We start from the raw sequence: 24,368 nt of genomic DNA, 5'->3' as shown, positions 1-24,368 counted from the left end.
CTCCCCCTCTCCCACTCTCTCCCCCTCCCTCAACCCAACCTACTAGATCGGGGAATGCGCCAAGGAAGAGGTAAAATATGGAATCGTTCCAAAAGCTTAAAATCAAAAATCTAAAATACAGATATGCCTAGAACACCAAGCGAATATTCCGTGCACCTGCTGCTTGAAGGCGGCCACATCAATTTTAGATTTTAGATTTTAGATTTTAGATTGTCCTCCAACAAATCTCTCCATCTCCTATGCCTAGAACACCAAGCGAATATTCCGTGCACCTGCTGCTTGAGGGCGGCCACCGCGAAGAAGTGCGTTTCGCAACGCTGCAAGATTTTCAAAAGTGGTACAGCAGTACGCTGGTGCCGAAACAAGATTCACAAGAATTTCTTAACGTCCCGATCAAAAATATTCAAGGCGAATACATGGTAGTTCGGCCTACCAGCGTTCTCGCAATTCGCGTAGAACCGATATTTACTTCTAGCGTCGAACGATACAATGAGTAAGGAAAATCATCAATTGAGTAGGGAAAATTGGAAATTGAGGAAGATTTTTCGCTATCAGCTATTGGCGATCGCCTGTTGCGTTTTGACGATCGCTTTTTCTGTGCCCGCCGTTGCAGTTCCGTCGCTGCAACCAATTAGTGTAAATCAGTTACAAGCGAGTGAATTGGAGTCGATCGGGCTTGACTCTCAAATCTGGGGCGAAAATGGCAAACCCGGAGATAAAGAATTGCTGTTAAAGTCGATCGACAACAGCCTCCGCTATCTCGATACATCAGCCGCCGCCAATGCTTACAGCCGCTATCCAGTAGCAGGAGTTACGCGCGATCGAGTCCGCCGTTCCCTCAATCGATTCCGCCAATTAGTTGTCAGTTCCACAACCCCCGCACAACTTCAGGAATCTGTCAAGCGCGAATTTGTATTTTACAAATCCACGGGCAAAGACGGTCAAGGAACAGTTGCATTTACCGGTTATTTCGAGCCGACTTACGCAGCATCTCGCACGCCGAATTCCGAATACCGTTATCCCCTGTACCGGATGCCGCCAAACATGGCATCTTGGCCGAAACCTCACCCGACAAGATTGCAATTAGAAGGTGAAGATGCTTTGCAGGCAAGCAAAGGATTGCTGCGGGGATTAGAATTAGTTTGGTTGCGCGATCGCTTCCAAGCATTTCTCGTGCACGTCCAAGGTTCTGCAAGATTGCAGCTAACAGATGGTAGCGTGATGACAGTAGGTTTTGCAGGCAAAACCAGTCACAGTTATACAGGTGTCGGGCGAGAATTAGTTAAAGACGGAAAATTTACTTTAGAAGAGTTGAATTTGCCGAAACTAACTGAATATTTCACCAACTTTCCCGCAGATATGAACAAGTATTTGCCGAAAAATCAAAGCTTTGTATTCTTCCGGGAAACCAACGGAGCACCGCCCACTGGCAGCATTGGAGTGCCAGTAACTGCCGAAAGGTCGATCGCCACCGACAAAGCCTTAATGCCACCGGGCGCACTAGCATTAATTAGTACAAAACTCCCTTATCCGAATGCGGCGGGAAAACTCGAACAAAATGCCGTGAATCGGTACGTTTTGGATCAGGATACTGGCGGCGCAATCAAAGGCGCGGGGAGAGTTGACGTATTTATGGGAACGGGGAATTTAGCGGGCGATCGGGCCGGTCATATCAACTCAACAGGAGAACTGTATTATCCGCTTTTAAAGTAGATTAATTCTACTTCATGTGATTGTTTGCTGTGCGTCGCAATCCCGGACACGGCACTGCCGTGTCCCTACAGATATCGCGGACAATCAATATGTAATCTATTTTTGATAATTGCTATAAAATAGAAATACCCCACCCTCCCAATCTCACAAATGCTCGACAAAATTCTGCAATTCTTCAAACGACTAATTCAGCGCCTGTTCGGAACCCCAACCAAACCCTCCCCGCCTTCAGAAAATACCGCCATCCGCCCAACCTTAACTGACGCGGAATACGAATCAAAATTCATGGAAATTCTCGAAGGGGTGAATGCCGGCTGGAGTCGCGGGGATGTAGCGGGATTCTTAATCGCAAAACGCCTTAAAGATGGTGAATTGGCTGCTTGGCTGCGACGGTTCGGGGAAAGATTGTTAGAGGGCGAACATGATGACACCGCTGCTACGGATGCGGTGGCATCGCTTCAGGAATTGGCGCAGCGGCTGGTTTTGTTAGGTAGAATTGGCAGCGGGGAATTTTCAGAGGTTGCGAGGCAAATTGGGCGGGAGATATTGACACGGTTTCCGCTGCCGGAGGTTGAGGAGGAGGATGCAAAGGGGAGGGTGATTGAGGCGGTGTTTGTTGGGGATGGTTTGGGTTTTTCTGGGGAAGTGAACCGCAGAGGCGCTGAGGGTGCGGAGGCAGAATCGGAAGTTAATGTAGATGCTGAAGCGTGGTGCGATCGGGGGAATGAGCAGTATAATTTAGGAAGGTTTGAAGAGGCGATCGCATCTTATAACCAGGCAATTGCTCTCAAACCAGACTACCACGATGCTTTGCACAACCGAGACGTAGCGCAACGTAAGTTAGGACAAATTGAATAGGCGAACTCGTTTTTATCCAGCATTTTGGCTAGGTATTGCGATCGATATGATACTATTAAGAATTAAGCGCAGTTTTTGTCCATAATTATTATACACTAAAATAGGAGTTGGAGGATTTAAATCCTCACTACAAACTTAATTGGTAAGGTGCACAATCCGCACCCTAAAATATATTTATCCTATGAGGATTAATCCGAAATCCTTGCATCCCAAACCCAAATCGAATGACACAAGTAATCGGCATTGACTTAGGCGGCACCGCAATTAAACTCGGCAGATTCAGCGAAGACGGCATTTGTCACCAATCCTTAACTGTCCCAACTCCTCAACCAGCAACGCCAGAAGCCGTTTTAGGCACAATGACCGATGCTATTTTACAATTGAATCCGGTCGAAAATGCTGTAAGTGCGATCGGCATCGGCACTCCAGGCCCCGCAGACGCCGCAGGCCGCATAGCCAGAGTCGCAATTAACCTCAAAAACTGGCATAACGTCCCTCTCGCTGACTGGTTGGAAGCTAAAACCGGACTGCCGACAATATTAGCAAATGATGCCAACTGTGCCGGATTGGGAGAAGCTTGGTTGGGCGCAGGAAAGCACTTTAAAAACCTAATCTTACTAACTTTAGGTACAGGAGTCGGCGGTGCAGTTATCTTAGACGGCCAACTATTTGCAGGCCATCAAGGTGCGGCCGGAGAACTAGGATTGATTGCTATAAATCCCGACGGCCCGGAGTGCAATAGCGGCAATCGCGGTTCTTTAGAACAGTATATTTCGGTGCAGGCAATTCGCCGGCAAACTGGTTTGGAACCTTTAGAATTAGCAGATTTAGCTAAGTCTGGAGATGCCAAAGGTTTAGAATATTGGCAAAATTACGGGCGCTATTTGGGTATCGGTTTGGCAAGTATAATTTATATTTTAACGCCGGAAGCTATTATTATCGGCGGTGGAATTAGTGCAGGTGCAGAATTTTTCTTGCCGACGGTTCGTGAAGAAATTGAGCGCAGGGTGCTGCCGAGTTCTCGTGAAGATTTGCAGTTATTGGTTGCTGAATTGGGCAATCAAGCAGGCATGGTAGGCGCGGCCAAATTAGCTTGGCAGCTTGTTCAATAGTTGAAAATTAAAAAAGCAGCGCATTTTACTGCGCTTTTTTCATATCTAAAATTAGGGTGCAACCTAAGTATTTTAGGTAAAAAAATAAAATGAATGTGAGGAGTTACTAAACATAGTCTCCCTTCATCCTTCATTGTTCGTGCTTCTAACTAAGGACTAATGACTAATGACTGATGACTAATGACTAATGACTAAGGACTAATGACTAATGACTGATGACTGATGACTAATGACTAATGACTAATGACTGCTTCACGGCAAAGATTGTCCAGTCGTATTTTTAATGTATTCCTGAATTTTTTGATAAACGTCCGAATTGCTTTCGCGCATAATAATAATATTAGTTGCGCTGTCAGGCAGGCAAAAGCTGATTAGCCGACCGTTCTGTTCGCAAGCAAAATAGCTAATTCGACTCATATCGATCGCAAATTCTTTGCGGTCATAATTAATGTTAATCCACGAACCTTTAGAATTGCGTTCGAGCGTTTTTTTTAGGTAATCAAGAACTTGTTTGTAAGCCTCATAATTGCCTTGGGGATTGAGGATAATCGGCTGACTGCTATTAGGCAGCCAAAATGTGATACGCTTGTTATCCAGTTCACTAGAAAAAGCACTAATAGTGTCCAGGTCAATTATGTATGTACTTTTCTCATAAGTAAATTTGCTCCAATAAGCCACAAAGCCTCCTCAAACCTATGTTTCCTGGTATTTTAGGATAGTTTGACAACTGATACCATTTTAGATTTTAGATTTTACATTTTAGATTGGGCATCACTGATGACTGTCGGGGTTTGGAGCACGGGCCTACAGTTGCATTCTTTTTTGAAACTGGTATCACCCTTGAAATCCAAGCTAAAAAGTTAAGCAAAAATATCAGCATTTTTACCTTCTGCCTTCTGCCTTCTCCCTTCGGGTACTAGCCCCCCCAACTCCTATGCTAGGGCTGGGGGGTGAAGTTTTTCACTCGTTGAGAATGCTGCCCGATATCATGTCTGGTAAGCGCGACCCCAATCAAATCTTATTGGTCGGTTGGGCGGGTTTTGTAGTCTCGATTGTCTGGCCTATTTGAATATTGTGTACTCTCACCCCCCCTACAGACATCTAATATATCAAAACTAATCGATCGCACATGATATCAGATCAGTTTGCGACAACTGTCCCAGCCACCAAGTCGAAAGCCTCAGCTTCTAAAACATCCTGCTTTCCCTGGCTGCTAGCGGCCTGGATAAACCCCTGAAACAAGGGGTGGGGCGCGCTAGGTCGAGATTGGAATTCGGGGTGAAATTGACTGGCTATGAAAAAGGGATGGTTGGGCAATTCGATCATTTCTACCAATCGGCCGTCGGGAGATGTGCCGGAGACTGCATAACCCGATTCTAAGAAAAGATTGCGGTAGGCGTTGTTAAATTCGTACCGGTGGCGGTGCCGCTCGTAAATCACTTCTTTCTGATAAAGTTTGAAAGCTAGGGTGTCTGGGTTGACGCGGCACGGATACAAACCCAGTCGCATTGTACCGCCCAAATCGACTACATCTTGCTGTTCTGGCAATAAATTAATTACCGGATTTGCTGTATCCGGGTCAAATTCAGCGCTGTTGGCATCCTCTAGTTGGGCGGTGTGGCGCGCCCATTCAATCACAGCACACTGCATCCCCAAACACAATCCCAAAAAGGGAATTTTGTGATGTTTAGCATATTCGATCGCCGCTATTTTACCGTCAACTCCCCGAATCCCAAAACCTCCGGGTACAACAATGCCGTTGATATCTTTGAGATAATTTTCGAGGTTTCCCGATTCTAAATCTTCTGAGTTGATCCAGTGCAAATTCAGGTCGCCACCGATCGCAATTGCCGCGTGCCGCAAAGCTTCTACCACCGAAAGATAAGCATCGTTCAACCGCACGTATTTGCCAACTAAAGCAATATCAATTTTGTGGTTGGGACTGTAAAGCCGCTTGACTAAGGTTTGCCACTGAGTCAAATCGGGTTGCCGCGGTTCGAGTTGCAGCAAATTGATGGTTTGTTCGGCCAAACCTTCCTGTTCCATCATCAGAGGTACTTCGTAGATACTTTTAGCATCTTGAGCGGTGATGACGCATTCTTCGGGGACGTTGCAGAATTCCGACAATTTCTGTTTCATGCCCAAAGACAGCGGGCGATCGCACCGACAGACTAAAATATCTGGTTGAATGCCGATCGACCGCAATTCCTTCACCGAATGCTGAGTCGGTTTAGTTTTCATCTCCCCAGCCGAAGGAATCCAAGGTATCAGCGTGACGTGCATATACACAACATTTTGCCGCCCGACATCCTTGCGAAACTGGCGAATTGCCTCCAAAAACGGCAAAGACTCAATATCTCCCACCGTTCCGCCGATTTCCGTAATCACGACATCGGGATTGGTATTTTTTGCTACTCGGTGAATTCGCTCTTTAATCTCGTTAGTGATGTGCGGAATCACCTGCACCGTACTCCCCTGATACTCGCCGCGGCGTTCTTTGTTAATCACCGCTTGATAAATGGAACCCGTGGTGACGCTGTTGAGGCGAGACATGGAAGTATCGGTAAAACGCTCGTAATGCCCCAAATCCAAATCGGTTTCTGCACCGTCTTGAGTCACGAACACTTCCCCGTGCTGAAACGGGCTGAGAGTGCCGGGGTCAACGTTAATATAGGGGTCTAGCTTCAAAATCGAGACAGAATAGTCCCGCGACTTCAACAAGCGCCCGAGGGAGGAAGCGACAATCCCCTTGCCGATACTGGAAACGACGCCGCCGGTCACAAACACAAATTTGCTCATAGAATTTTCGACTTTAGATTTTTCAATGTCAGGTCAGACTCAAATGTGACATACGTAATCCATAAGGGCAACCACGGGGGATTGCCCCTACACCCATTTGACCTATCATTGAGGATTGTTGTGTGCTTGCAACCAAGTTGTCAAATCTGACAAAGTGGTAAAGTCTAATAGCGCCTCTCCTAAACTCTCTAATTGCTCAGTGGATAACTGAGCGATGCGGGTTTCGGTATCGGAAGACAGCGCGCCGAGACTGCGCTCCAACAGACGAACAATTAATCGCAATTTTCCTTGTTTGATACCTTGCTCGATACCTTGTTCGATACCTTCTGCGAGGGCTATTTTGGTAGCTAGACTAATGGAGCCACGCTGGTCTTGAATCCACATTTCTCGCTTATCTAAATCATCTAATTCCTGAGCATTTAAATTCGCTGTACTGGCAATATTAAAAGCCTGTTTCAGTTCCTGTACATTTCCCAATTCTTCCGGAACAGACTGTAAAGCTTGAGCTGTTTTCATGAAATATATCCACTTATCTGTCAAGGTTTCTAATTCATCTAGTTCCTTGTTGAATTTTGGCAACTCCACAAACACCAACTCAAACTGATCCGCTAGATAATCTACTAAAAATGTCTTTTCTTTGAATGTAAAGTGCGAAATCACTGTATCCATGTTCTCAAACATTTTAAAATCTGTAATTGTCAGAGCAATCACAGGGTTTAACTTGCTGTAGCCACTTCCTGTGCTTAGCTGCATTGAATAAGTTTTAGTTGCATTATACAAAACCCGCTGCTGAAAGTATTCTACATTTAAAACCTGCATTTCAATAATCACAGTTTTGTCACCAGTAATCTTGGCTTTAACATCCAAGTAAGTATCTTTGATCCCTTTAATGTTTGGAGCTAAATAGGGGTCGATAATTTCTAAATCTTCGATAACTGGCTGTGCTTCGTAGAGGAGCGCATTCAAGAAACTAATTAAAATGTCTTTACTGTCCGTCGAGCCGAAGATTTTTTTAAAGGCAAAGTCGGTCTTGGGGTTGATAAAATTCATGGTAATTACAATTTATTAGGATTTCAGGGGTTTCGGTTAGAGCTATTTAACTGTCGTCTAAGTTAATTATACAATCTTGCAGGTTGGGGCCGATCGCCCGTTGGCGAAGCTTGCAGAAGAGGATCGACGAGCCCTTGTAAGTAATTTTTTCCAAAAAGCTAACTCAGGAACGTTTCGCCAATGGTAAGGTCATGGTAGACAAAGCATCTCAAATCTGAAGAGAAAAAACAGCTATGAAGTTTGTCTGCGTTATATCCCCCCAACGGTTGCTTTCTGCTGGTATCGCATTGCTCGCAGCGATCCTCTTCGAGGGCTTCGCTAACGAGTGCGGCGCGTGGCTCGCTCCCAATGCGGCCCGGGCACAAGCTCCTGGGGAAAATTATTCGTCTCTGTCGCCGAAAATCCTTGCTAGTAACGATGTGAATTGCAGTGGCGGACGATCGCCCCAAAGTCGCTGTCGAGTCGGCGGTTTGTTCGTCACAACTCAAAATACCGCCCGAGAACAAGTCTTTCCTCTCAAGCAGACTGAAGTTAAAGCCAAAATTGCTGGCAATATCTCCCGCGTCGAAGTTGTTCAGAAGTTTGAAAATCCTTTTCCCGAATCTTTAGAAGCTGTTTATGTATTTCCTTTGCCCGACGAAGCGGCGGTGGATGATATGGAAATAAAAATAGGCGATCGAACTATTAAAGCTGATATCAAACGCCGCGAGGAAGCTTTGGAAATTTACGAACAAGCCAGAAAGCAAGGTCGGACTGCGGGTTTGTTGGAACAAGAACGCGATAATATTTTTACTCAGTCTCTCGCTAATATCAAACCGGGAGAAAAAATTGAAGTTACGATTCGCTACACGGAAAGTCTCAAATTTGCTGGCGGCGATTACGAATTTGTGTTTCCAATGGTGGTAGGGCCGCGCTATATTTCGGGAAATTCAACAGGTGCCGATCGCATTAACCCGCCTGTCTTGCCTCCCGGAACGCGATCGGGCCACAATATCGCTGTTTCAGTAGAAATAGATGCCGGTGTTGCGATCGGCGATGTCCGCTCTACTTCCCATCAAATTACAACTGACCGCAGCGGCAATATTGTGCGCGTCCAATTAGCCAATTCTGACACAATTCCCAATAAAGATTTAATTCTGCGCTATCGAGTAGCGGGGGAAAATACTCAGGCAACAGTCCTGACGGAATCCGACAAACGGGGCGGCCATTTTGCTACTTATCTAATTCCGGCATTAAACTACAAAACTAATGAAATTGTACCGAAAGATGTCGTATTTCTGATGGATACTTCCGGTTCTCAACAGGGCGAACCGCTGGCAAAATCTAAGGAGTTGATGCGCCGCTTCATTCAAGGGCTGAATCCCAACGATACTTTTACTATTATTGATTTTGCCAACACTGCAAAAGCGCTTTCAACAACTCCTTTAGCAAATACGGCGGCTAACCGACAAAGCGCCATTAATTATATCGAAAATTTGCAAGCTAACGGCGGCACAGAACTGCTTAACGGCATTCAAACAGTGATGAATTTTCCGACAACAAAAACAGGAAGGCTGCGGAGTATTGTACTAATTACTGACGGTTACATTGGCAATGAAAATGAAGTGCTAGCTCTGGTTCAGCGGAGTTTGAAACCGGGAAATCGACTTTATAGTTTTGGTGTCGGCAGTTCGGTGAATCGGTTTTTGCTCAACCGTTTGGCGGAAGTGGGAAGAGGCACGTCTCAAGTGATTCGTCAAGATGAACCGTCAGCAGAAGCGGCAGAAAAGTTTTTTCGTCAAATTAATAGTCCGGTATTGACTAATATTCAAATTAGTTGGGAAGGAATGGGGGAAAAACCGGAGATTTATCCGATCGCGCCACCGGATTTGTTTGCGAGTCAGCCGCTGGTTTTGTTTGGGAAAAAGACCGATCGAGCTAACGGCCAACTTCGCATCCGCGGCACTATGGCGGGCGGCAAAGCTTACGAGCAAGTTTTGCCTGTTAATTTTGCTCAATCCGGCGGGCGGCAGCGGGAGTCAACTTCAGTCGCAGCAACCGCTACGGATTTTGGCAATCCGGCGGTAGCTCAACTTTGGGGTCGATCGCGCATTAAAGATTTAATGAATCAAATGTTTGGTGGGGAGACTAAATCTCTGGTGGAAGCTGTAACTAATACTGCTCTGACTTATCGGTTGCTGTCGGAATACACGGCTTTTGTGGCTGTGAGCGAAGAAGTGCGAGTCGAACCAGATGGAACTCGCCGCCGCGTGCAAGTGCCTGTGGAATTGCCACAGGGTGTCAGCTATGAGGGTATTTTCGATTCGGGAGGAGCCGAGTCAACTAGGGGCGGCATTAGGAACGCTACCCCGACTCGCAGCCAGGCACCGGTGATGCCAGCTCCTGTTATGCCGCCGCCGCGGCAGCGAGATAACGGTGAGTCGCAACGCTTGCAGCCAAAGGCTTCTCGCTGGGAAGTAGTCAGTGCCGAAGGGTTGGATGCCGGGGCGATCGCCGCTTTGACTCAATACCTGCAATCTGTTAATCTCCCGGCGGGGGTTAGCGGTGAAACGGTGTGGGAGTTATCGGTACAAGACGGCCGCGTTGCCCGAGTGGCGATAGACACTCAAACATCGACGCTGCAAGCAACAGACGCCGTAGAGACTCTCAAGAGCGCCTTGAGTTCCTGGCAACCTCCCGCAGGATTCAAAGGCACGCTGCGCCTGAAGTTGCGAATAACGGTCGATCGTTAAGGAATGACTATCTATGTCAAAAAACATTAACTTTTAATTCAAAAATACCGAAAGGGCGATCGCTACCGCGAGGAAGATATAAAATCTTTATTAAGAGATCGCCTTTAAACAAAAAGTGATGTTAATGGGAGTCATACAGTTTTATCGGACGCTGAAACAGTCTAATTGCTGAAACAGTTTAATTGCTGAAACCTTAAGAGTAAAGATTTCTCGATCGAACCCCCCAATCATAGAAGGTATCAAGCCCTATGGAAGTTAGCGAACTGCTCAACAATTACGAAAAAGGAGAAAGAGACTTTGCTGGAGCCGACCTCAGCGGGGCGAACCTCAGCGGAGCCATCTTAATCGGAGTCAACCTTTCCCGAGCCAATCTTTCCGGGGCGAACCTCAGCAGGACATTTCTCACCAAAGCAACACTCAAAGGCGCACAGATGCAAAGAACAAATCTGACTTTTGCCAAAATGGGAGAAACCAAACTCTCAGGCGCAGATTTGACAAAAGCTAATTTGAGCGGAGCTTTTTTTGTAAAAGCAAAATTGCCCAAAGTAAAGTTAAGCGGCGCAACTTTAACCGGCGCCAACCTGCGGGGTGCTGTGTTGTGGAATGCCAATTTGTGCAGCGCCGAGTTGCAATTAGTTAACTTGTTAGGCGCAAATCTGACGGGAGCTAATTTTAAATGGGCAAACCTTTACGGTGCAAAGCTCAACTGTGCAAAACTTTTTGGTGCTCAATTAACAGGAGTCAGTCTGCGGCGAGCGCAGTTGACAGGGGTGAATCTCTGCGGTGCAGATTTGAGCGGCGTTAACGTGAGCGAAGCTAAACTGATGGGAGCTAATTTGGAAGGCTCGAATTTGGCGGGGGCTAATTTCAGCGCGGCTCAGTTGCGGGGGGTGAAGTTGGCGGGAGCGAACTTAACCGGGGCTAAGTTGAGGGGAAGTTGTTTGAGAGGGGCAAATCTGAATTGGGCAAAGCTGTGTCAAGCAGATTTGATGGCAGCAGATTTGAGCGAGGCGACGTTAATAGGAGCTAATTTTGATAATGCTTTGTTGGCGGGAGCTATTTTGCCGGAATCTACAAGGCGCTATTTTTCCTTGGCTGCGGCGGGCAAAGTCAATTCTTGGGAAGTTGCAGAAATTAAGAATAGGTAATTGGGAATTGGGAATTGGGAATTGGGAATTGGGAGGCTCGCAGTGCTTTAAAATCAATGGACGCAATCGCCCACAAAGAAATCGGTTTTTTTTAGCGAGATTTAGGGTTTAAATCAAGTATGTTGGTTGAAAAACCCGGTTTCTAATACCAATTATCAAAAGCATCCGTAGGGAAACGGCAATGCCGTGTCCCGACGAGGGAATGCGCTCATTGTTTTCTGTTCAAATCAATTCTTTAATCTCAAATCGTTATGACAGTTAATTTCGGGGTGGTGCTGGTAACTGCGGGTTCGGAGGCAGAGGCGGAGAATCTCGCGAAATCTTTAGTTGAACACAAGCTGGCTGCTTGTGTGAGTTTGTCACCAATTCGCTCTATTTATACTTGGCAAGGGAAGATTCATTCCGAGTCAGAGTGGCAATTGCTGATTAAAACAGATTTGGCTAAATTTGAAGCTTTAAAAACAAAAGTACAGGAACTCCATTCCTATGAAGTTCCCGAAATTATTGCTATTCCTATTATCGCTGGCAGCGATGCCTATCTCGATTGGATCGGCAAATCTTTAAGTTTGCAGTCAGAAGTTTAGGGAGCATCCCAATTTGGTAAAAAGCGTTTTTTAGGAGTGCGATCGTCCCGCTCGCTTGCGTATCTCTAGCGAGCGGGACGATCGCACTCGTGTGAAAGCAAAAACGGGATACTCCCGGACTTTAGTCCTAAATTATCCAATGATATCGTTTCCGGTTGGATCGGAATTATATATTTGGATGATCGGTGCGAGCGTCCATAGCGAACGATCCATGCCGCGAGCGAGACGCTCGCACTACTACTGTATGATTCCGACGTAACCGGATTTGATATGAAGAGGGACTGGAATCCCTACTACAAACGATCGGAAACCTACGAATTATGACTGGTAGGGCCGATGACGCCGACTTTGTGGCGAAAACTTAGTTCGCCGCCGAACCAGCCTGTAACGCCCAGCAAGGTTGCCACGACGATCGATATTGCTAAACCTGTATATACGATCGGCTCAGCCGGATTTCCTTGTCGCAAAACCAGGTTAATCAGGGAAAGTACCAAAGCCGCCACATTGCCGCCCATGTGCAACCAACCGGCACTGCGCTCGCGCACTCTTTTAATTTTGAAAAAATCTAAAAAGCCCGTGATTCCCGCCAAAACCCCCGCACCAAAACCGGCACCGATCAGCCAAACCGAAGCTCTCGCCCAAAACGGATCGCTGGTCAGCCAATAACCGATATCCGTGCCGGCGGCTCCTACTAAAAAGGCTACCGGAAACACGATCAGGACTGGGTGGAGGGGATGACCTGCAACTGAAACTGTACTTGTAATCCCAGCGTCGCGATACTCTGTATCGTCACTTTCGAGAATCGGCGGAATATTGGGATAGGGTGTATTATTTATTTGATTTGTTTCCATGATTTCTAGCGATCGGTGTTCTACCTACAAAGCCCGTTTTTATTGAATTGAAGTTAATCCCAAATCCGCTCGCCATTTTCGTCAACGCGGGCCTGCCGAATTACGTCGGAAATTTCGTCGGCGTCTTTGACGTGGTGCAAAGCTTTCTTTTCCCCATCCGGTTCTTCTACGACCACATAAGTTGGAACTGTAACAACATCTCCCGTGATGTCGGGCACGTGGTCAACTGCCAGTTGCTGGGCTTTTTCTTCGATGGTTTGCGGTTCGTCGGAAATGCGATCGCCCGGATTGACAGTGCGCTCCATATCTTTGCCTGGTTTGTCGGTACTCATAAAAACCTCTCTGGTATTTCTAATTTTTTGCTTACTCTAATTGCTACTATTGAACGAAAAATCTCCCTGCACAAACATCTCCCGAGGGGTGGAAGTTTCAGTTAGGGCGATCGCAGGCAGCATCTACCTACAGGAAGAGGCTTTGCGGCTTGTTCCAAAAAAACCTAAGCTAAAATCGAAGCACGATATTTTCCTTCCCTTTGAATTGCCCATGAAAAGTTACGATTGGATTGTTGTCGGCGGCGGCATTACGGGTGCGGCACTGAGTTATGAACTAGCAAAAAAAGGTTTTGCTGTGCTGCTTTTGGAACGAGATGCTACCATGCAAAATGCGACTCGTTTTAGTTACGGCGGCTTGGCTTATTGGTCGGGGACGACTGATTTAACTCGTCAATTGTGTCGGGAAGGTATCGAACGCCACCGCAATTTATCGGCGGAATTAGATGCTGATACTGAGTTTCGCGAGTTGGATTTGTTGCTGACAATTGATTCGGGTATTGATGCCGAAACAGTAGCGGCTAATTACGCGGATTTTGCGATTGTTCCGCAGCTTTTGAGCGTTGCAGAAGCTGGCGAGTTGGAACCTTTGCTGAATAAAAGTGCGATCGCCGGAGCTCTGACTGTGCGTCACGGTCACATTTCGCCTACAGCCACAAATAAAGCTTATTGTCAAGGGTTTGTGCGGTTGGGAGGAACTATAGAATTTGCTGAAGTAGTTGGGTTGATCGAAGAGGGAAATCGGATTTCGGGAGTCAAGACAGCACAGGAAATTTATTGTTGTGAAAATGCTGTTGTTTGTGCTGGAGGTTGGAGTCGGAGTTTGCTGAAGGCGGCTGGTGTTTCTGTGGAAGTTTATTTTACTCGCGCGGAGATTTTGTCAACTGCACCTGTGGATTTGAAACTCAGGACTTTGGTGATGCCTGCGCTATTAAAACGTTTTGAATTGGAAGCTGAATCGAGTAAAAGTGAGGTAAATTTTCTTTGGGATGAACCGGGTAAAGAGTTACAGCCGCCGGTGTTAGATGCTGGTGCAATTCAGTTTAATGATGGGAGTTTGCGGATCGGGCAATTGTCTCGCACTTTGAGCGATTTGAATGCTAAAGTCGATCGCCAAACTAGCGAAAAGGCAATTCGTGCAGGTATCGGCAAGGTTTTGCCTGCTTTGGAAAATTTACCGGCAACTTGGCACGATTGTATTGTGGCATTTAGCGCGGATAATTTGCCCGTAGTGGGGGAAATTGGATCTCGCCCTGGATTGCACGTTTTTTCTGGTCTCAGCAATGCTTTGACTATTGTACCTGCTTTGGCTGAGCGATTTGCTAAGGCAGCGGGGGGAGAAGAAGATAGGGCGATCGAGCTTTTGTCTCCCAGTCGATTTATCGCAGAAGAAAGAAGGCAGAAGGCAGAAGGCAGAAGGCAGAAGGCAGAAGGCAGAAGGAAGAAGGCAGAAGGATAGATGACTAATGACTACTAACTAATGACTAATGACTAATGACTACTAACTAATGACTACTAACTAATGACTACTAACTAATGACTAATGACTAATGACTACTGACTACTGACTACTGACTACTGACTACTGACTAAAAAAGGCAGCGCGACAATAAATGTAGTACCTTTATCGAGTTCACTTTCCACACTTATTGTACCCCCGTGCAGGTCAACTATGTGTTTGACAATGCAAAGTCCCAACCCTGAGCCTTTAATCTTGCCTACATTAGCACCCCGTTCAAACTGCTGAAATAATCTCTCCTGATATTCCGGTGTCATGCCAATTCCTTCATCTTGAACGCAAAAAATTACTTGTTTACCCTCACACCTTAATTCTAGACTGACAGTCCCACCATTTGGAGAATATTTTATAGAGTTTGACAGCAAATTAGTGAGGAGGTGTTGCACCAGTTTTGCATCCACATCAGCTTGGATTTTTTTTGCTTGAGTGTGGAAAGTTACTAAGTGTTTTTGAGTAGCGATGGGTTGTATTTCTTCTAAAATAGATTTGCACAAATCAATCATATTTACCTGGTTTAAATTCAAGGAAAGTTTGCCAGATTCTGCTTTGCTGAGCATTAAAATTTCCTCCAGCAATTCACTCATATTACTGACGGCTTTTTTAATGCGATCGAGATTTTTATTGCTAATTCCTGGCGTCCTCTGCAATTCGCTATCTTCCAGCATTTCAGCCGATAGCTGTATGGTAGTTAAAGGAGTGTTTAAATCGTGGTAAGCCATTGAAATAAAGCGCGATCTGTTTTCGCTTTTCGCTGCTGCTAATGCAATTAATGTTTTCATACTAACTGCTTCTTGATGTTTGCTCAGCGCTATCTTGATGGTCGCGTGCAGTTCTCTTTCTTTAAAAGGTTTGAGGAGGTAGCCGTAAGAACCAGTATTTTCGGCTCGCTGCAAAGTTTCGTCGTCGGCATAGGCAGTTGTATAGATAATTGGGATATCTAATTCTTGATTAATTATTGCTGCTGTTTCTATGCCGTCAATGTCGCCTTTGATGACTATATCCATTAAGATTAAATCTGGTTTTAGTTCGCCGGCGCGCTGGATGGCATCGGCTCCTGAAGAAACGATATCGGCGATTTGATATCCCAATTTTTCTAATTTTGGAGATAAATTCTTAGCAATTAACAGTTCGTCTTCGACTATCAAAATACTAATGGATTTTTCTGGGATATTCATAGTTTTACAACCTTTGAGAGTAGTTTAATTCGTGAAATTTTAAGTAAAATGTTGTACCAATTTGTGTTGAAAGTTCGATGGTTCCTTCTAATTGCTCGGTTAAAGTGCAGACGACTTGAAACCCCATCGAGTTAGTTTTCCGAAAATCTAAGTTTTGAGGAAAGCCAATGCCGTTGTCCTTAACGAAAAGGTGGATTTCCCGATCGCTCGTTTGATAGCATTCTACACTAACTGTACCAGTTGCGCCATCAGGAAAAGCGTGTTTTAGGGTATTTGAAACCAATTCATTAGCAATTAAACCGCAGGGAGTAGCCGTTTCAAGATTTAAGGAAATTGGTTCAGCTAATACCTGCAACAGAATGCGGTTGTCGCTAATATTGTAAGAGTGAAACAAGTTACTTACCAAATCTTCGAGATATTCGCCAAAATTAATTTGCGCCAGGTTGGTCGAGCGGTACAGTTTCTCGTGAATCAGAGCCATAGAATTAAGGCGATTCTGACTTTCTTCAAACATTTTGCTTAATTGCGGGTCGGCAACTGTGTTCGATTGCAATTCTAACAGACTGGCAACTACGCAGAGGTTGTTTTTGACGCGGTGGTGAATTTCTTTGAGCAAAATTTCTTTTTCTTTCAGGGAGTTTTTCAAATTTGCTTCCGCTTGTTTGCGCTCGCTCAGTTCAGCTTGCAGTTGCTGGTAAAGTAGAGATTGCTGAATGGCGATCGCCAATTGATTCACTAACTGCTGAAATAAATTGATTTCCCATTCTTGCCACTTACGAGGGCGATCGCATTGGTGGGCAATCAGCAATCCCCAAAGTTGGCTGTGCTGAATAATCGGCACTACTAACTTTGCCCTAACTTCAATCAGTTTCATAAACTCTACCACACAAGGTGTAATGCAGGGGTCATATAGTTCGGAGATCGCACAAATTCGCCCTTGCATATAAAGCTGATAACTTTCAATCGGAAAAACCTCTTCGCCAAAATATCTATTCACGAGTTGGCTGCATCCTTCTGCCACGGCTTCAGCAATGACTAGCCCGCCCTTTTTGGGTAAAATTTGATAAACCAAAACTCGATCGGCTAACAATACTTGCTGGAGTTCCGCAACCGTGGTGTTGAGAATTTCTTCTAATTGCAAAGACTGGCGGACGCGGCGGGCGATCGCCTCCACGAGCCGTTCTTGCTCGAACTGCTGCCCCCTAGCGATTTCGGCGTATTTAGAATTGCTGATATCGGCGGCATAACCAATAATTTCGATCGGAATGCCCCTGCTGTCAACCAATAGTTTTAGTTCCGTCCGCAGCCAGCGGTAAAGTCCGTCTCGGTGCAGAAAGCGGTACTCGCTAATGCAATTTTTACCTTCGGACAATTCAGAAAATTTAACTGTAAATTGTCGCCGATCTTCACGGTGAATGCGGCTCGCCCAAAACTTAGGATTTGCTAACAGCTCTTGGGGGTCGTAGCCAACCATTGTCTTAACGTTGTCGCTGATGTAAGTAGTACAAAAATCCCCCGCCGGTGCGGCTGTAAAAATTACCGCCGGATTAGAAGCGAGCAAAAATTGCAGCCGTTCTTTTAACTGTTGCAATTCCATTTCTGCTCGCTTGCGATCGCTGATATCTTCGATCGCCCCCATGCTGTAGAGAGGAATGCCCTCGCGATCGCGGATCAGTGTCACCGTCAAGTTGGCCCACATCAACTCGCCATTTTTCTTAATCAAGCGTTTTTCCATTTGGAAGCGAGGAATATTGCCCTCCACCAACTGCTTAATTTGCTCCACATCTGCTTGTAAATCTTCTGGATGCGTGAGGTCAGTAAAGGTCATGGTAGCCAAATCCGCATCGCTGTAGCCCAACATCTGGCGGTGAGCTTCATTCACTTCGATCGTGCGGTAGTCGCGCACGCTTGTCAAAGCGATCGCGATCGGAGCATCGTCAAATAAGTTGCGAAACTTTTCCTCGCTCTTTTGCAGCGCAGCTTCTGCGTGTTTGCGAGCGGTAATGTCTCGGGCCACCCAGATCACCCGATCGACCGCCAGCGGCGAAATACTGCCATCAAACCAGATTAACTTGCCACCAATTTCCATGCTGTATTCAACTCTGTGGGTTTTCTGAGTTGCCAAGGTTTGGCGAATGTGCCCCAGGAAAAAATTAGCTTCCGCTTCTGGGAAGATTTCGGCGAGGGTTTTGCCTAGCATTTCAGGAACCCCTCTGTACAGCAGTTCGGGAGCCGTAGGGGCGACTTTGAGATAGCGGCCGCTTGCATCGAAAACCAGCACGACATCCGTCATGGCATTAAAGTGCGCCAGCAGTTCGGCTTCGGAGTTTTGCAGTTTTTCTGCGGTCAATTTACCTGCTAATACGGCTTGTTTGTAGCGTTCAGTGCGTTGCTGGACTCGCTGTTCTAACTCTGCGTTGAGTTTTTGCAAAGCGGTTTCTGCAAGCGTGCGATCGCTCACATCTCGACCCACAGCTTGATACTCAACGATTTTTCCTGTCTCGTCAAAGATTGCCCGATCGATCCACTGGTGAGTGCGAATTTCGCCACTTGGCAAAATTACTTGGTGTTCGGAAGTAAAAAAAGGCTTGTCGGGAGATAATAAATTATATTGCTCCAGAAAAGATTCTCGGTCTTTTTCTAAAATCAGCGGCAGGAAGCTGTTACCGAGCAAGTCTTCTGGTTGCACGCCGAAATAACGGCAGTAAGCTTGATTGACAAATGTCCTTCTGCCGTCGGGGAGGTAGCGGCAAATCAGTTCGGTTTGGTCTTCCACAATAGCCCGGTAGCGGGCTTCGCTCTCCCCCAGGGCATTTTCGGCATTTTGGCGATCGCTGACTTGTTTGGCGATTTCTGACTGGTTTTCTAAGATTTCACACTGTTTTTGCTGAAGTTTGACAACTTTTTGCTGCAACTTTTTAACTCGCCTGTAAATTTCTCGGCGTATCCTGTTTTCGCTGACTAAACCTACGGGCTGACCGCGTTCGTCCACAATTGGCAAGCAATCGATCGAGTGTTGACAAAACAGCTTAAATGCGGTAAAAACATTTGTAAATTCAGATTCTTTTAAGATAATTAAATTTCGCGTCATTGCGTCGGCGACTTTCATTGTTTGCCATCCAGATTCGGTGGCGACTAAGTTCAGCACATCTCGGGGGCTTAGCAGTCCGATTAGCTGATTTTCATCGACAACTAAGACGCAACTAATCGATGCTTTTACCGTTTCGTTTGAGTCGGGAAGCGCAGGTGAATTAGGCAGCGGACAAGGGTCGATCGCCCGACGCATCAGGGCGATCGCATCTTCGAGGGAAGTGGAGGGAGCAACCGTCACAGGGTGGCGATCGACAAATTCTAAAGGCGATCGTAAATTTGCCGGCAAACTAGCAAGTTCCATCAGTCTTGGCCAAAAAGTATTGCTAGTTAACTTTAGCAACACTTTTTGTCATCAGCCAGATGACTGATGACCGACCTTATTTTGTCCGATGAGAATATAAGTTTTCATTCCCCCTTTCCCTTTAACTTCAATAGTTCCCCGCTCCTGAAACAAATATTTGTGTTCTACTAACTTATAAGTAGTTTCGCTGACTTGAATTCGCCAAGGCAAACCGTGAGATTCCATGCGGGAAGCAATATTTACCGTGTCGCCCCACAAATCGTAAATAAACTTCTTGATGCCAATTACTCCGGCAACAACCGGGCCGCTGTGAATGCCGATGCGGATGCTAAAATATTTATTATTGTTAGCATTAAATCTGGCTATTTCTGCTTGCATATCTAGCGCCATTTGGGCGATCGCCTCTGCGTGGTCTGTCCTGGGTTCAGGCAGTCCTCCTACTGCCATGTATGCGTCGCCGATGGTCTTGATTTTTTCTAACCCGTGCCGTTCGCACAAAAGGTCGAATCCTGAGAAAATCTGATTGAGGAGCTCCACGAGTTCGATCGGATTCATGACGGCAGACAAAGCAGTAAACCCCACAATGTCGGCGAACAAAACAGTCACTTCCGGAAAGTATTCGGCAATAGTAGTTTCGTTTTGCTTGAGGCGTTCTGCTATTGCCTTGGGTAAGATATTTAACAGCAGGTTTTCTGATTTTTCTTGTTCTTCCCGCAGGGCATCTTCTACTTGCTTGCGTTCCGTAATGTCGTGGTAACTCCAGACTCTGCCGATAATTTTCTCTCCGAGCCGCTGCGGTTGCGAATAGCGTTCAAAACATCTGCCATCTTGAAATTCCAACAAGTCGTAACTTTCGGCTTCAGGCTGTTCGTAAAGCGATTCTATTCTCTCTTGAAATGCTTGGGGATCTTTGAGTTGGTTCAGGACAAAGGCGATCGTTGCGGCGTCGTCTCGGAGTGCCATCACTTCATTAGGTATGCCCCACATTTCCACAAATTCTCGATTGAAAGTGACTATTTTTCCTCTGCTGTCAATAGCTAAAATACCGTCCCCCGTAGAATCAAAAGTTGCTTGCAGCAGGGACACAGATTTTGCTAGGGCGTCTTCTGCCATCTTTCGAGCAGTAATGTCTCGCAAAATAGCGCGAACCGCTACTAGCGAACCTTCCGCAAATTTACAGCTTATGCTACCTTCCAACAAAATTTGTTCGTGATGTTTAGTAATAAATATTGCTTGAATTGAGTCTGGATAAAGTGTATTTTCATTGACGTTTTTATTGATAATAGCTTGATACAATATATCCAGAGACTCTTGGGAACTGTTGGGATGAATAATATCAAACACAGTCATTTGAGCAATTTCTGCTTCGCTGTAGCCCAGAGTTTCCCGCCAAGCCCGATTTACATACAAAAAATGACCGTCGGCTCCAATACTTTGAATTAAGTCAGTAGCATTTTCAAATAAGTCTCGCAGTTGTTCTTCGCTTTCCCGCAAAGCTATTTCCGCTTGCTTGCGCTTGATAAATTGACTCAGTTGGCTGCCGATGGTTGCCATTGTCTGGAGCAATTCTTCATCAAAACACTGCACTTCCCGGCTGAAGAAAGTCATTACCCCCAACACAGACCTGGCAGAATTTTCCTGCTCGCAGTCGCCCAAAATTGGGAAGCCAAAAGCTCCGTGCAGTCCTTCTTGGGCGGCGATTTCTCGGCGCAGACAACAGTCGCTTTCTGTGACATCTGCAATCCACTGAGAGGAACCGCTGGCCCAAATGAGACCGGGCAATCCTTCACCAAACGCACAGGTCATTTGTTCGGTAAATTCGGCAAATTTGGGGATAGAAACAGAGCGTTTTGTCCAACTGGCGACGCACCGAAGCAAATTGGGGTCGGAAACCGCAGTTATTCTCTTAGTTTCTGACAGCAGTTTTTCCCCAGCTTCTGGCATCCAAAGTTCGGCGGTATCCCATCCCAAGCTGTCGCAAATTACGGGGAGAATTGCTGCTAGACCTTTTTTGATTGTTTCGGATGCCGACAGGATGCGGGTGGTTGCGTACTGAACTATTTGTCGCTGGCGGGCGCGCTGTCTATCTGTCACATCGCGGCCGATGTACACGAAATCTTGAACGGCGGCTCTTGCTTGAAAAATGCCTTTAATGTCAGTCGAAATCGCCGTACAGGAAAACGAAACTGTTAGTTTTTGTCCGTTTTTGGCCCGGCAAATTACTTCGGTGTTAGTTTGAGATTGTTGAGGCATATCTTGGCTGACTGCTTGCAAAGATCCGCCAAAAGCAGCAAGAGCGTCTATTTGCTGGCCTACTAATTCTGATTCGCTGTAACCGAACAAATCTTGAGCCGCTTGATTGACTTTTTTAATTTTTCCCGAGGCTGTTGTTACCAATAAAACTTCGACCATTGAACTAATAATTTTTTCAACATAATTATTAGTAGCGGCTAAGGTACTCAACAAAATATTCATTTCATTGGTAGCTTGGACTAGAGTTTGTTCCAAACCCATTCTGTCGGTTACGTCTTCAAAAAATACAATTAATCTCTGATAATTATCGTCATTGTTGAACTCGACTATATACATATCAAAATAAAGCTGCAAACCATTTCCTAATACCCGCGCGATCGCTTTTAATTCAAAATTGGGCAAACGTCTTTCAAAAATATCGATTAAAATTTCTTCAGTTCCCACCAATTCTGGAAAGGGAATGCGGACATCGTTGCCGGCGACTACTTCCTCGGGACTATCGGCAAACCGCTGCACTTTGAGAGAGATTTCTTGGATTAAAAAGTCTTTATCGAGTGCTAGGTACTCCAAGTGGTGGGGAACTAACAGTTTTTTTAATAAGGTTTTCATGTGAGATTTGTAGTAGTGAATGCGCCCTTTGTACCGAATTATCTGAAATTAATCTATAGCGGTTCTCAAGCGTGGTGAGGTATGCCCTATGCCCTATTCCCTATGCCCTATTCCCTATGCCCAATATTACCTCATGTTACTGAGAAACGCTATATTTATCTCTGTTTGTAAAATGGAATTTTGACGATAAAGGTAGTGCCTAACCCTGTGTCGCTGGAAAATTCGATTTTACCTCCGTGCAAGTCTACACACAGCTTCACTATGGATAAACCCAGTCCTGTACCTGGTATTTTTCCGACATTTTGGGCTCGGTAATAAGATTCAAACAGTTGTTCTTGGTCTTCGATAGGAATGCCAATGCCTGCGTCTTTAATTTGAAATTTAGCTTCTTCATTGTCACAATTTAATTCAAAATAAATATTGCTGTCGATCGGCGAATATTTGACAGCATTTGACAGCAAATTTGTCAAGATGTGCCGCAGCAATTTTGCATCGAGTGCGGGCCAGTGTTCCGTTTCCTCCGACTCGTTCTCTATTTTTTTTACGGGCGCAACTAATTCGGGACAAATAAAATTAATTGTATGATTTTTTGCGTAACTAATTTTAATTGATTCTACTAACTCGCTGCAAAATTTTTGTAAGTCAACTGGTGCGGGATTGAATTCGAGTTTTCCGGCTTCGGCGCTGCTGAGCAGCCGCACGTCATCTAATAGCTGAGCCATGTGTTTAGATGCTGATTTAACGTGTTGGAGGTATTCTTGTTTTTCCGCGTCGGTGATTTCGTCGCCGTAGTCTTGGAGGATTTTAGTAGCAAATAATATTGTATTTAAAGGATTGCCGAATTCGTGAGCGAGCATCGAAAAAAAACGAGATTTTACCTGTCTGAGTTCTTGCTCTTTTGCCAAAGAGCGGCGAATTTCTATTTCTTGTTGCTTGCGTTCTGTGATGTCTCTGCCAATATAGATGAAATCGTAAAGTTCCTGTAATTCTGTCTGAATTGCCGAACAGGAAAATTCTACCCAAATTTCTTCTCCTGCTTTAGTAGTGCAGATTACTTCCAGTTCTTTGAGCAGCTCTTGATGAGACAAAATATAGCGGTGGCGAGCTTGGTAAAGCAATTTTTCTTCGACTACTATTGTGGAGAGGGGGTGGCCGATCAATTCTGCTTCGCTGTACCCAAATAACCATTGTGCCGATTGATTGACTGTTTTGATAGTTCCTAATGTTGTTGTCACCAACAAAGCATCGCCCATCGAGCGAATAACTTTATCTATATAATCGTTAGAAGCGGCTAAGGCGCTCACCAAAAGATTAGCTTCATTCGCCCTCTGAATCAACGATTGCTTCATCACCATCTTTTCGGTGGCATCTTCAATCAAAATTAGCAATTTACTGGGCACATTTTCTTGTTCGTCTTCATGTTTGATAGCCAACAGATCAAAGTATAAAGGGCGGTTGTGGTCGGTAAACCGAGCGATACCTTTGAGTTCAAAACTCGGCCGCCGTCCCGTAATGATAGACATGAGGATATTTTCAATGCCAATCAGTTCGGGAAAACTCATGCGAGCATCTGCACCGGGTATCGCGTCGCCCGGAGTATCGGCATAATGCTGCACTTTGGCGGAGGTTTCCTGAATGATGAAATGGTGATTTACTACAAAATACTCGGTTTTTCGCGGCTCCAACAGCTTTTTCAAAAGGGGGTTCATACTTGTTCTACCATTGTGTAAGCTAGTTTATAGAAGATTTCGTCAACGTCTTTGCCTGTTTTAGCAGATGTCGCGTAAACTGCTATTACTTTGTCTTGACCTATCGAATGGGATATTTCCACTAGCAGCGCCAATTTTTCCTCGTCAATCAAGTCTACTTTGTTCAAAGCGACGATTATTGACCCTTTAGGATTGACTGAAGAAAAAAGCTGAATGTGTTCGGAGATTCGCTCAACTGTTTCGGATCGGCTGACATCGGCAACGATTAAAACACCGCTAGCTCCCTGCAAGTAAGTCGGTGCTATGCCTTTGAATTTTGTATGCCCTTCTAAGTCCCAAATTAGCAACTGTGCTGTGACGATTTCCTGCCGTTTTGTGTTTTCTAAGATGATGCTTTTGCGAGAAATTTTTACTCCCACAGTGGAGAGATACTGGTCGCTGAATTGCCGATCGACAAAACGGCGGATCAGGCTGGTTTTACCGACGCCAAAATCGCCGATCATGCACATTTTTTTAGATATAGTAACTGACAT

Annotated in this window: 18 protein-coding genes; 8 read left to right on the top strand and 10 right to left on the bottom strand. The window is 45.5% G+C overall.

Annotated elements, in window-relative coordinates:
• The first annotated feature begins 239 nt into the window (after nucleotides 1-239).
• From QUA56_RS28835 to QUA56_RS28820, 4 genes are all read left to right on the top strand, one after another.
• A complete protein-coding gene (locus tag QUA56_RS28835; protein ID WP_333365122.1) occupies nucleotides 240-497 on the top strand; it encodes a hypothetical protein in 258 nt (85 codons plus the stop codon).
• On the top strand, nucleotides 490-1,713 hold the full coding sequence (locus QUA56_RS28830) for a murein transglycosylase A (protein WP_333365119.1): 1,224 nt from the start codon (nucleotides 490-492) through the stop codon (nucleotides 1,711-1,713). The genes QUA56_RS28835 and QUA56_RS28830 overlap by 8 nt, the downstream gene beginning before the upstream one ends.
• A 150-nt stretch (nucleotides 1,714-1,863) precedes the next feature.
• On the top strand, nucleotides 1,864-2,571 hold the full coding sequence (locus QUA56_RS28825; protein ID WP_333365116.1) for a tetratricopeptide repeat protein: 708 nt from the start codon (nucleotides 1,864-1,866) through the stop codon (nucleotides 2,569-2,571).
• A gap of 224 nt (nucleotides 2,572-2,795) precedes the next feature.
• Nucleotides 2,796-3,683, top strand: a complete 888-nt coding sequence (locus QUA56_RS28820) for an ROK family protein (RefSeq protein WP_333365113.1) — start codon at nucleotides 2,796-2,798, stop codon at nucleotides 3,681-3,683.
• 252 nt (nucleotides 3,684-3,935) lie between these two features.
• On the opposite strand, the gene QUA56_RS28815 is transcribed toward QUA56_RS28820, so the two are convergent.
• The 3 genes from QUA56_RS28815 to QUA56_RS28805 all read right to left on the bottom strand — a co-directional run bounded on the left by QUA56_RS28815 (nucleotide 3,936) and on the right by QUA56_RS28805 (nucleotide 7,532).
• Nucleotides 3,936-4,361, bottom strand: a complete 426-nt coding sequence (locus tag QUA56_RS28815; protein ID WP_333365111.1) for a hypothetical protein — start codon at nucleotides 4,359-4,361, stop codon at nucleotides 3,936-3,938.
• Between the two features lie 462 nt (nucleotides 4,362-4,823).
• Complete coding sequence (locus QUA56_RS28810; RefSeq protein WP_333365108.1) at nucleotides 4,824-6,482, bottom strand: CTP synthase; 1,659 nt, start codon at nucleotides 6,480-6,482, stop codon at nucleotides 4,824-4,826.
• A gap of 105 nt (nucleotides 6,483-6,587) precedes the next feature.
• The gene (locus QUA56_RS28805; RefSeq protein WP_333365106.1) at nucleotides 6,588-7,532 is read right to left on the bottom strand and encodes an Rpn family recombination-promoting nuclease/putative transposase; all 945 of its coding nucleotides are present in this window, start codon (nucleotides 7,530-7,532) and stop codon (nucleotides 6,588-6,590) included.
• A gap of 233 nt (nucleotides 7,533-7,765) precedes the next feature.
• On the opposite strand from QUA56_RS28805, the gene QUA56_RS28800 reads away from it, so the two are divergent.
• From QUA56_RS28800 to cutA, 3 genes are all read left to right on the top strand, one after another.
• A complete protein-coding gene (locus tag QUA56_RS28800) occupies nucleotides 7,766-10,264 on the top strand; it encodes a VIT domain-containing protein (protein ID WP_333365103.1) in 2,499 nt (832 codons plus the stop codon).
• A 248-nt stretch (nucleotides 10,265-10,512) separates the two neighbouring features.
• Entirely contained in the window at nucleotides 10,513-11,412 is a 900-nt protein-coding gene (locus QUA56_RS28795; RefSeq protein WP_333365100.1) for a pentapeptide repeat-containing protein, read from the top strand.
• A 251-nt stretch (nucleotides 11,413-11,663) separates the two neighbouring features.
• Complete coding sequence (gene cutA / locus QUA56_RS28790) at nucleotides 11,664-11,996, top strand: divalent-cation tolerance protein CutA (RefSeq protein ID WP_333365097.1); 333 nt, start codon at nucleotides 11,664-11,666, stop codon at nucleotides 11,994-11,996.
• Between the two features lie 311 nt (nucleotides 11,997-12,307).
• Here the strand turns inward: cutA and QUA56_RS28785 are convergent, their stop codons facing one another.
• A complete protein-coding gene (locus QUA56_RS28785; RefSeq protein ID WP_333365095.1) occupies nucleotides 12,308-12,847 on the bottom strand; it encodes a DUF2231 domain-containing protein in 540 nt (179 codons plus the stop codon).
• A gap of 53 nt (nucleotides 12,848-12,900) precedes the next feature.
• Nucleotides 12,901-13,179 (bottom strand): hypothetical protein, encoded by a 279-nt coding sequence (locus QUA56_RS28780; RefSeq protein WP_333365092.1) that lies wholly within the window; start codon nucleotides 13,177-13,179, stop codon nucleotides 12,901-12,903.
• 211 nt (nucleotides 13,180-13,390) lie between these two features.
• On the opposite strand from QUA56_RS28780, the gene QUA56_RS28775 reads away from it, so the two are divergent.
• Entirely contained in the window at nucleotides 13,391-14,635 is a 1,245-nt protein-coding gene (locus QUA56_RS28775) for an FAD-binding oxidoreductase (RefSeq protein WP_333365125.1), read from the top strand.
• Between the two features lie 116 nt (nucleotides 14,636-14,751).
• On the opposite strand, the gene QUA56_RS28770 is transcribed toward QUA56_RS28775, so the two are convergent.
• From QUA56_RS28770 to QUA56_RS28750, 5 genes are all read right to left on the bottom strand, one after another.
• The gene (locus QUA56_RS28770; protein WP_333365089.1) at nucleotides 14,752-15,870 is read right to left on the bottom strand and encodes an ATP-binding protein; all 1,119 of its coding nucleotides are present in this window, start codon (nucleotides 15,868-15,870) and stop codon (nucleotides 14,752-14,754) included.
• A gap of 4 nt (nucleotides 15,871-15,874) precedes the next feature.
• Entirely contained in the window at nucleotides 15,875-19,264 is a 3,390-nt protein-coding gene (locus QUA56_RS28765; protein ID WP_333365087.1) for a PAS domain S-box protein, read from the bottom strand.
• Between the two features lie 51 nt (nucleotides 19,265-19,315).
• The gene (locus tag QUA56_RS28760; protein WP_333365084.1) at nucleotides 19,316-22,126 is read right to left on the bottom strand and encodes an adenylate/guanylate cyclase domain-containing protein; all 2,811 of its coding nucleotides are present in this window, start codon (nucleotides 22,124-22,126) and stop codon (nucleotides 19,316-19,318) included.
• 155 nt (nucleotides 22,127-22,281) lie between these two features.
• The gene (locus QUA56_RS28755; RefSeq protein WP_333365081.1) at nucleotides 22,282-23,835 is read right to left on the bottom strand and encodes a PAS domain-containing sensor histidine kinase; all 1,554 of its coding nucleotides are present in this window, start codon (nucleotides 23,833-23,835) and stop codon (nucleotides 22,282-22,284) included.
• The gene (locus tag QUA56_RS28750) at nucleotides 23,832-24,368 is read right to left on the bottom strand and encodes a Rab family GTPase (RefSeq protein WP_333365078.1); all 537 of its coding nucleotides are present in this window, start codon (nucleotides 24,366-24,368) and stop codon (nucleotides 23,832-23,834) included. Before QUA56_RS28750 ends, QUA56_RS28755 begins: the two co-directional genes overlap by 4 nt.

It is taken from the genome of Microcoleus sp. N3A4 (genome assembly GCF_036701805.1).
In the GTDB taxonomy this organism is placed as follows: Bacteria; Cyanobacteriota; Cyanobacteriia; order Cyanobacteriales; family Microcoleaceae; genus Microcoleus.
The sequence above is the reverse complement of the archived record's forward strand: the minus strand, read 5'-3'. Positions and strand labels throughout refer to the sequence as shown.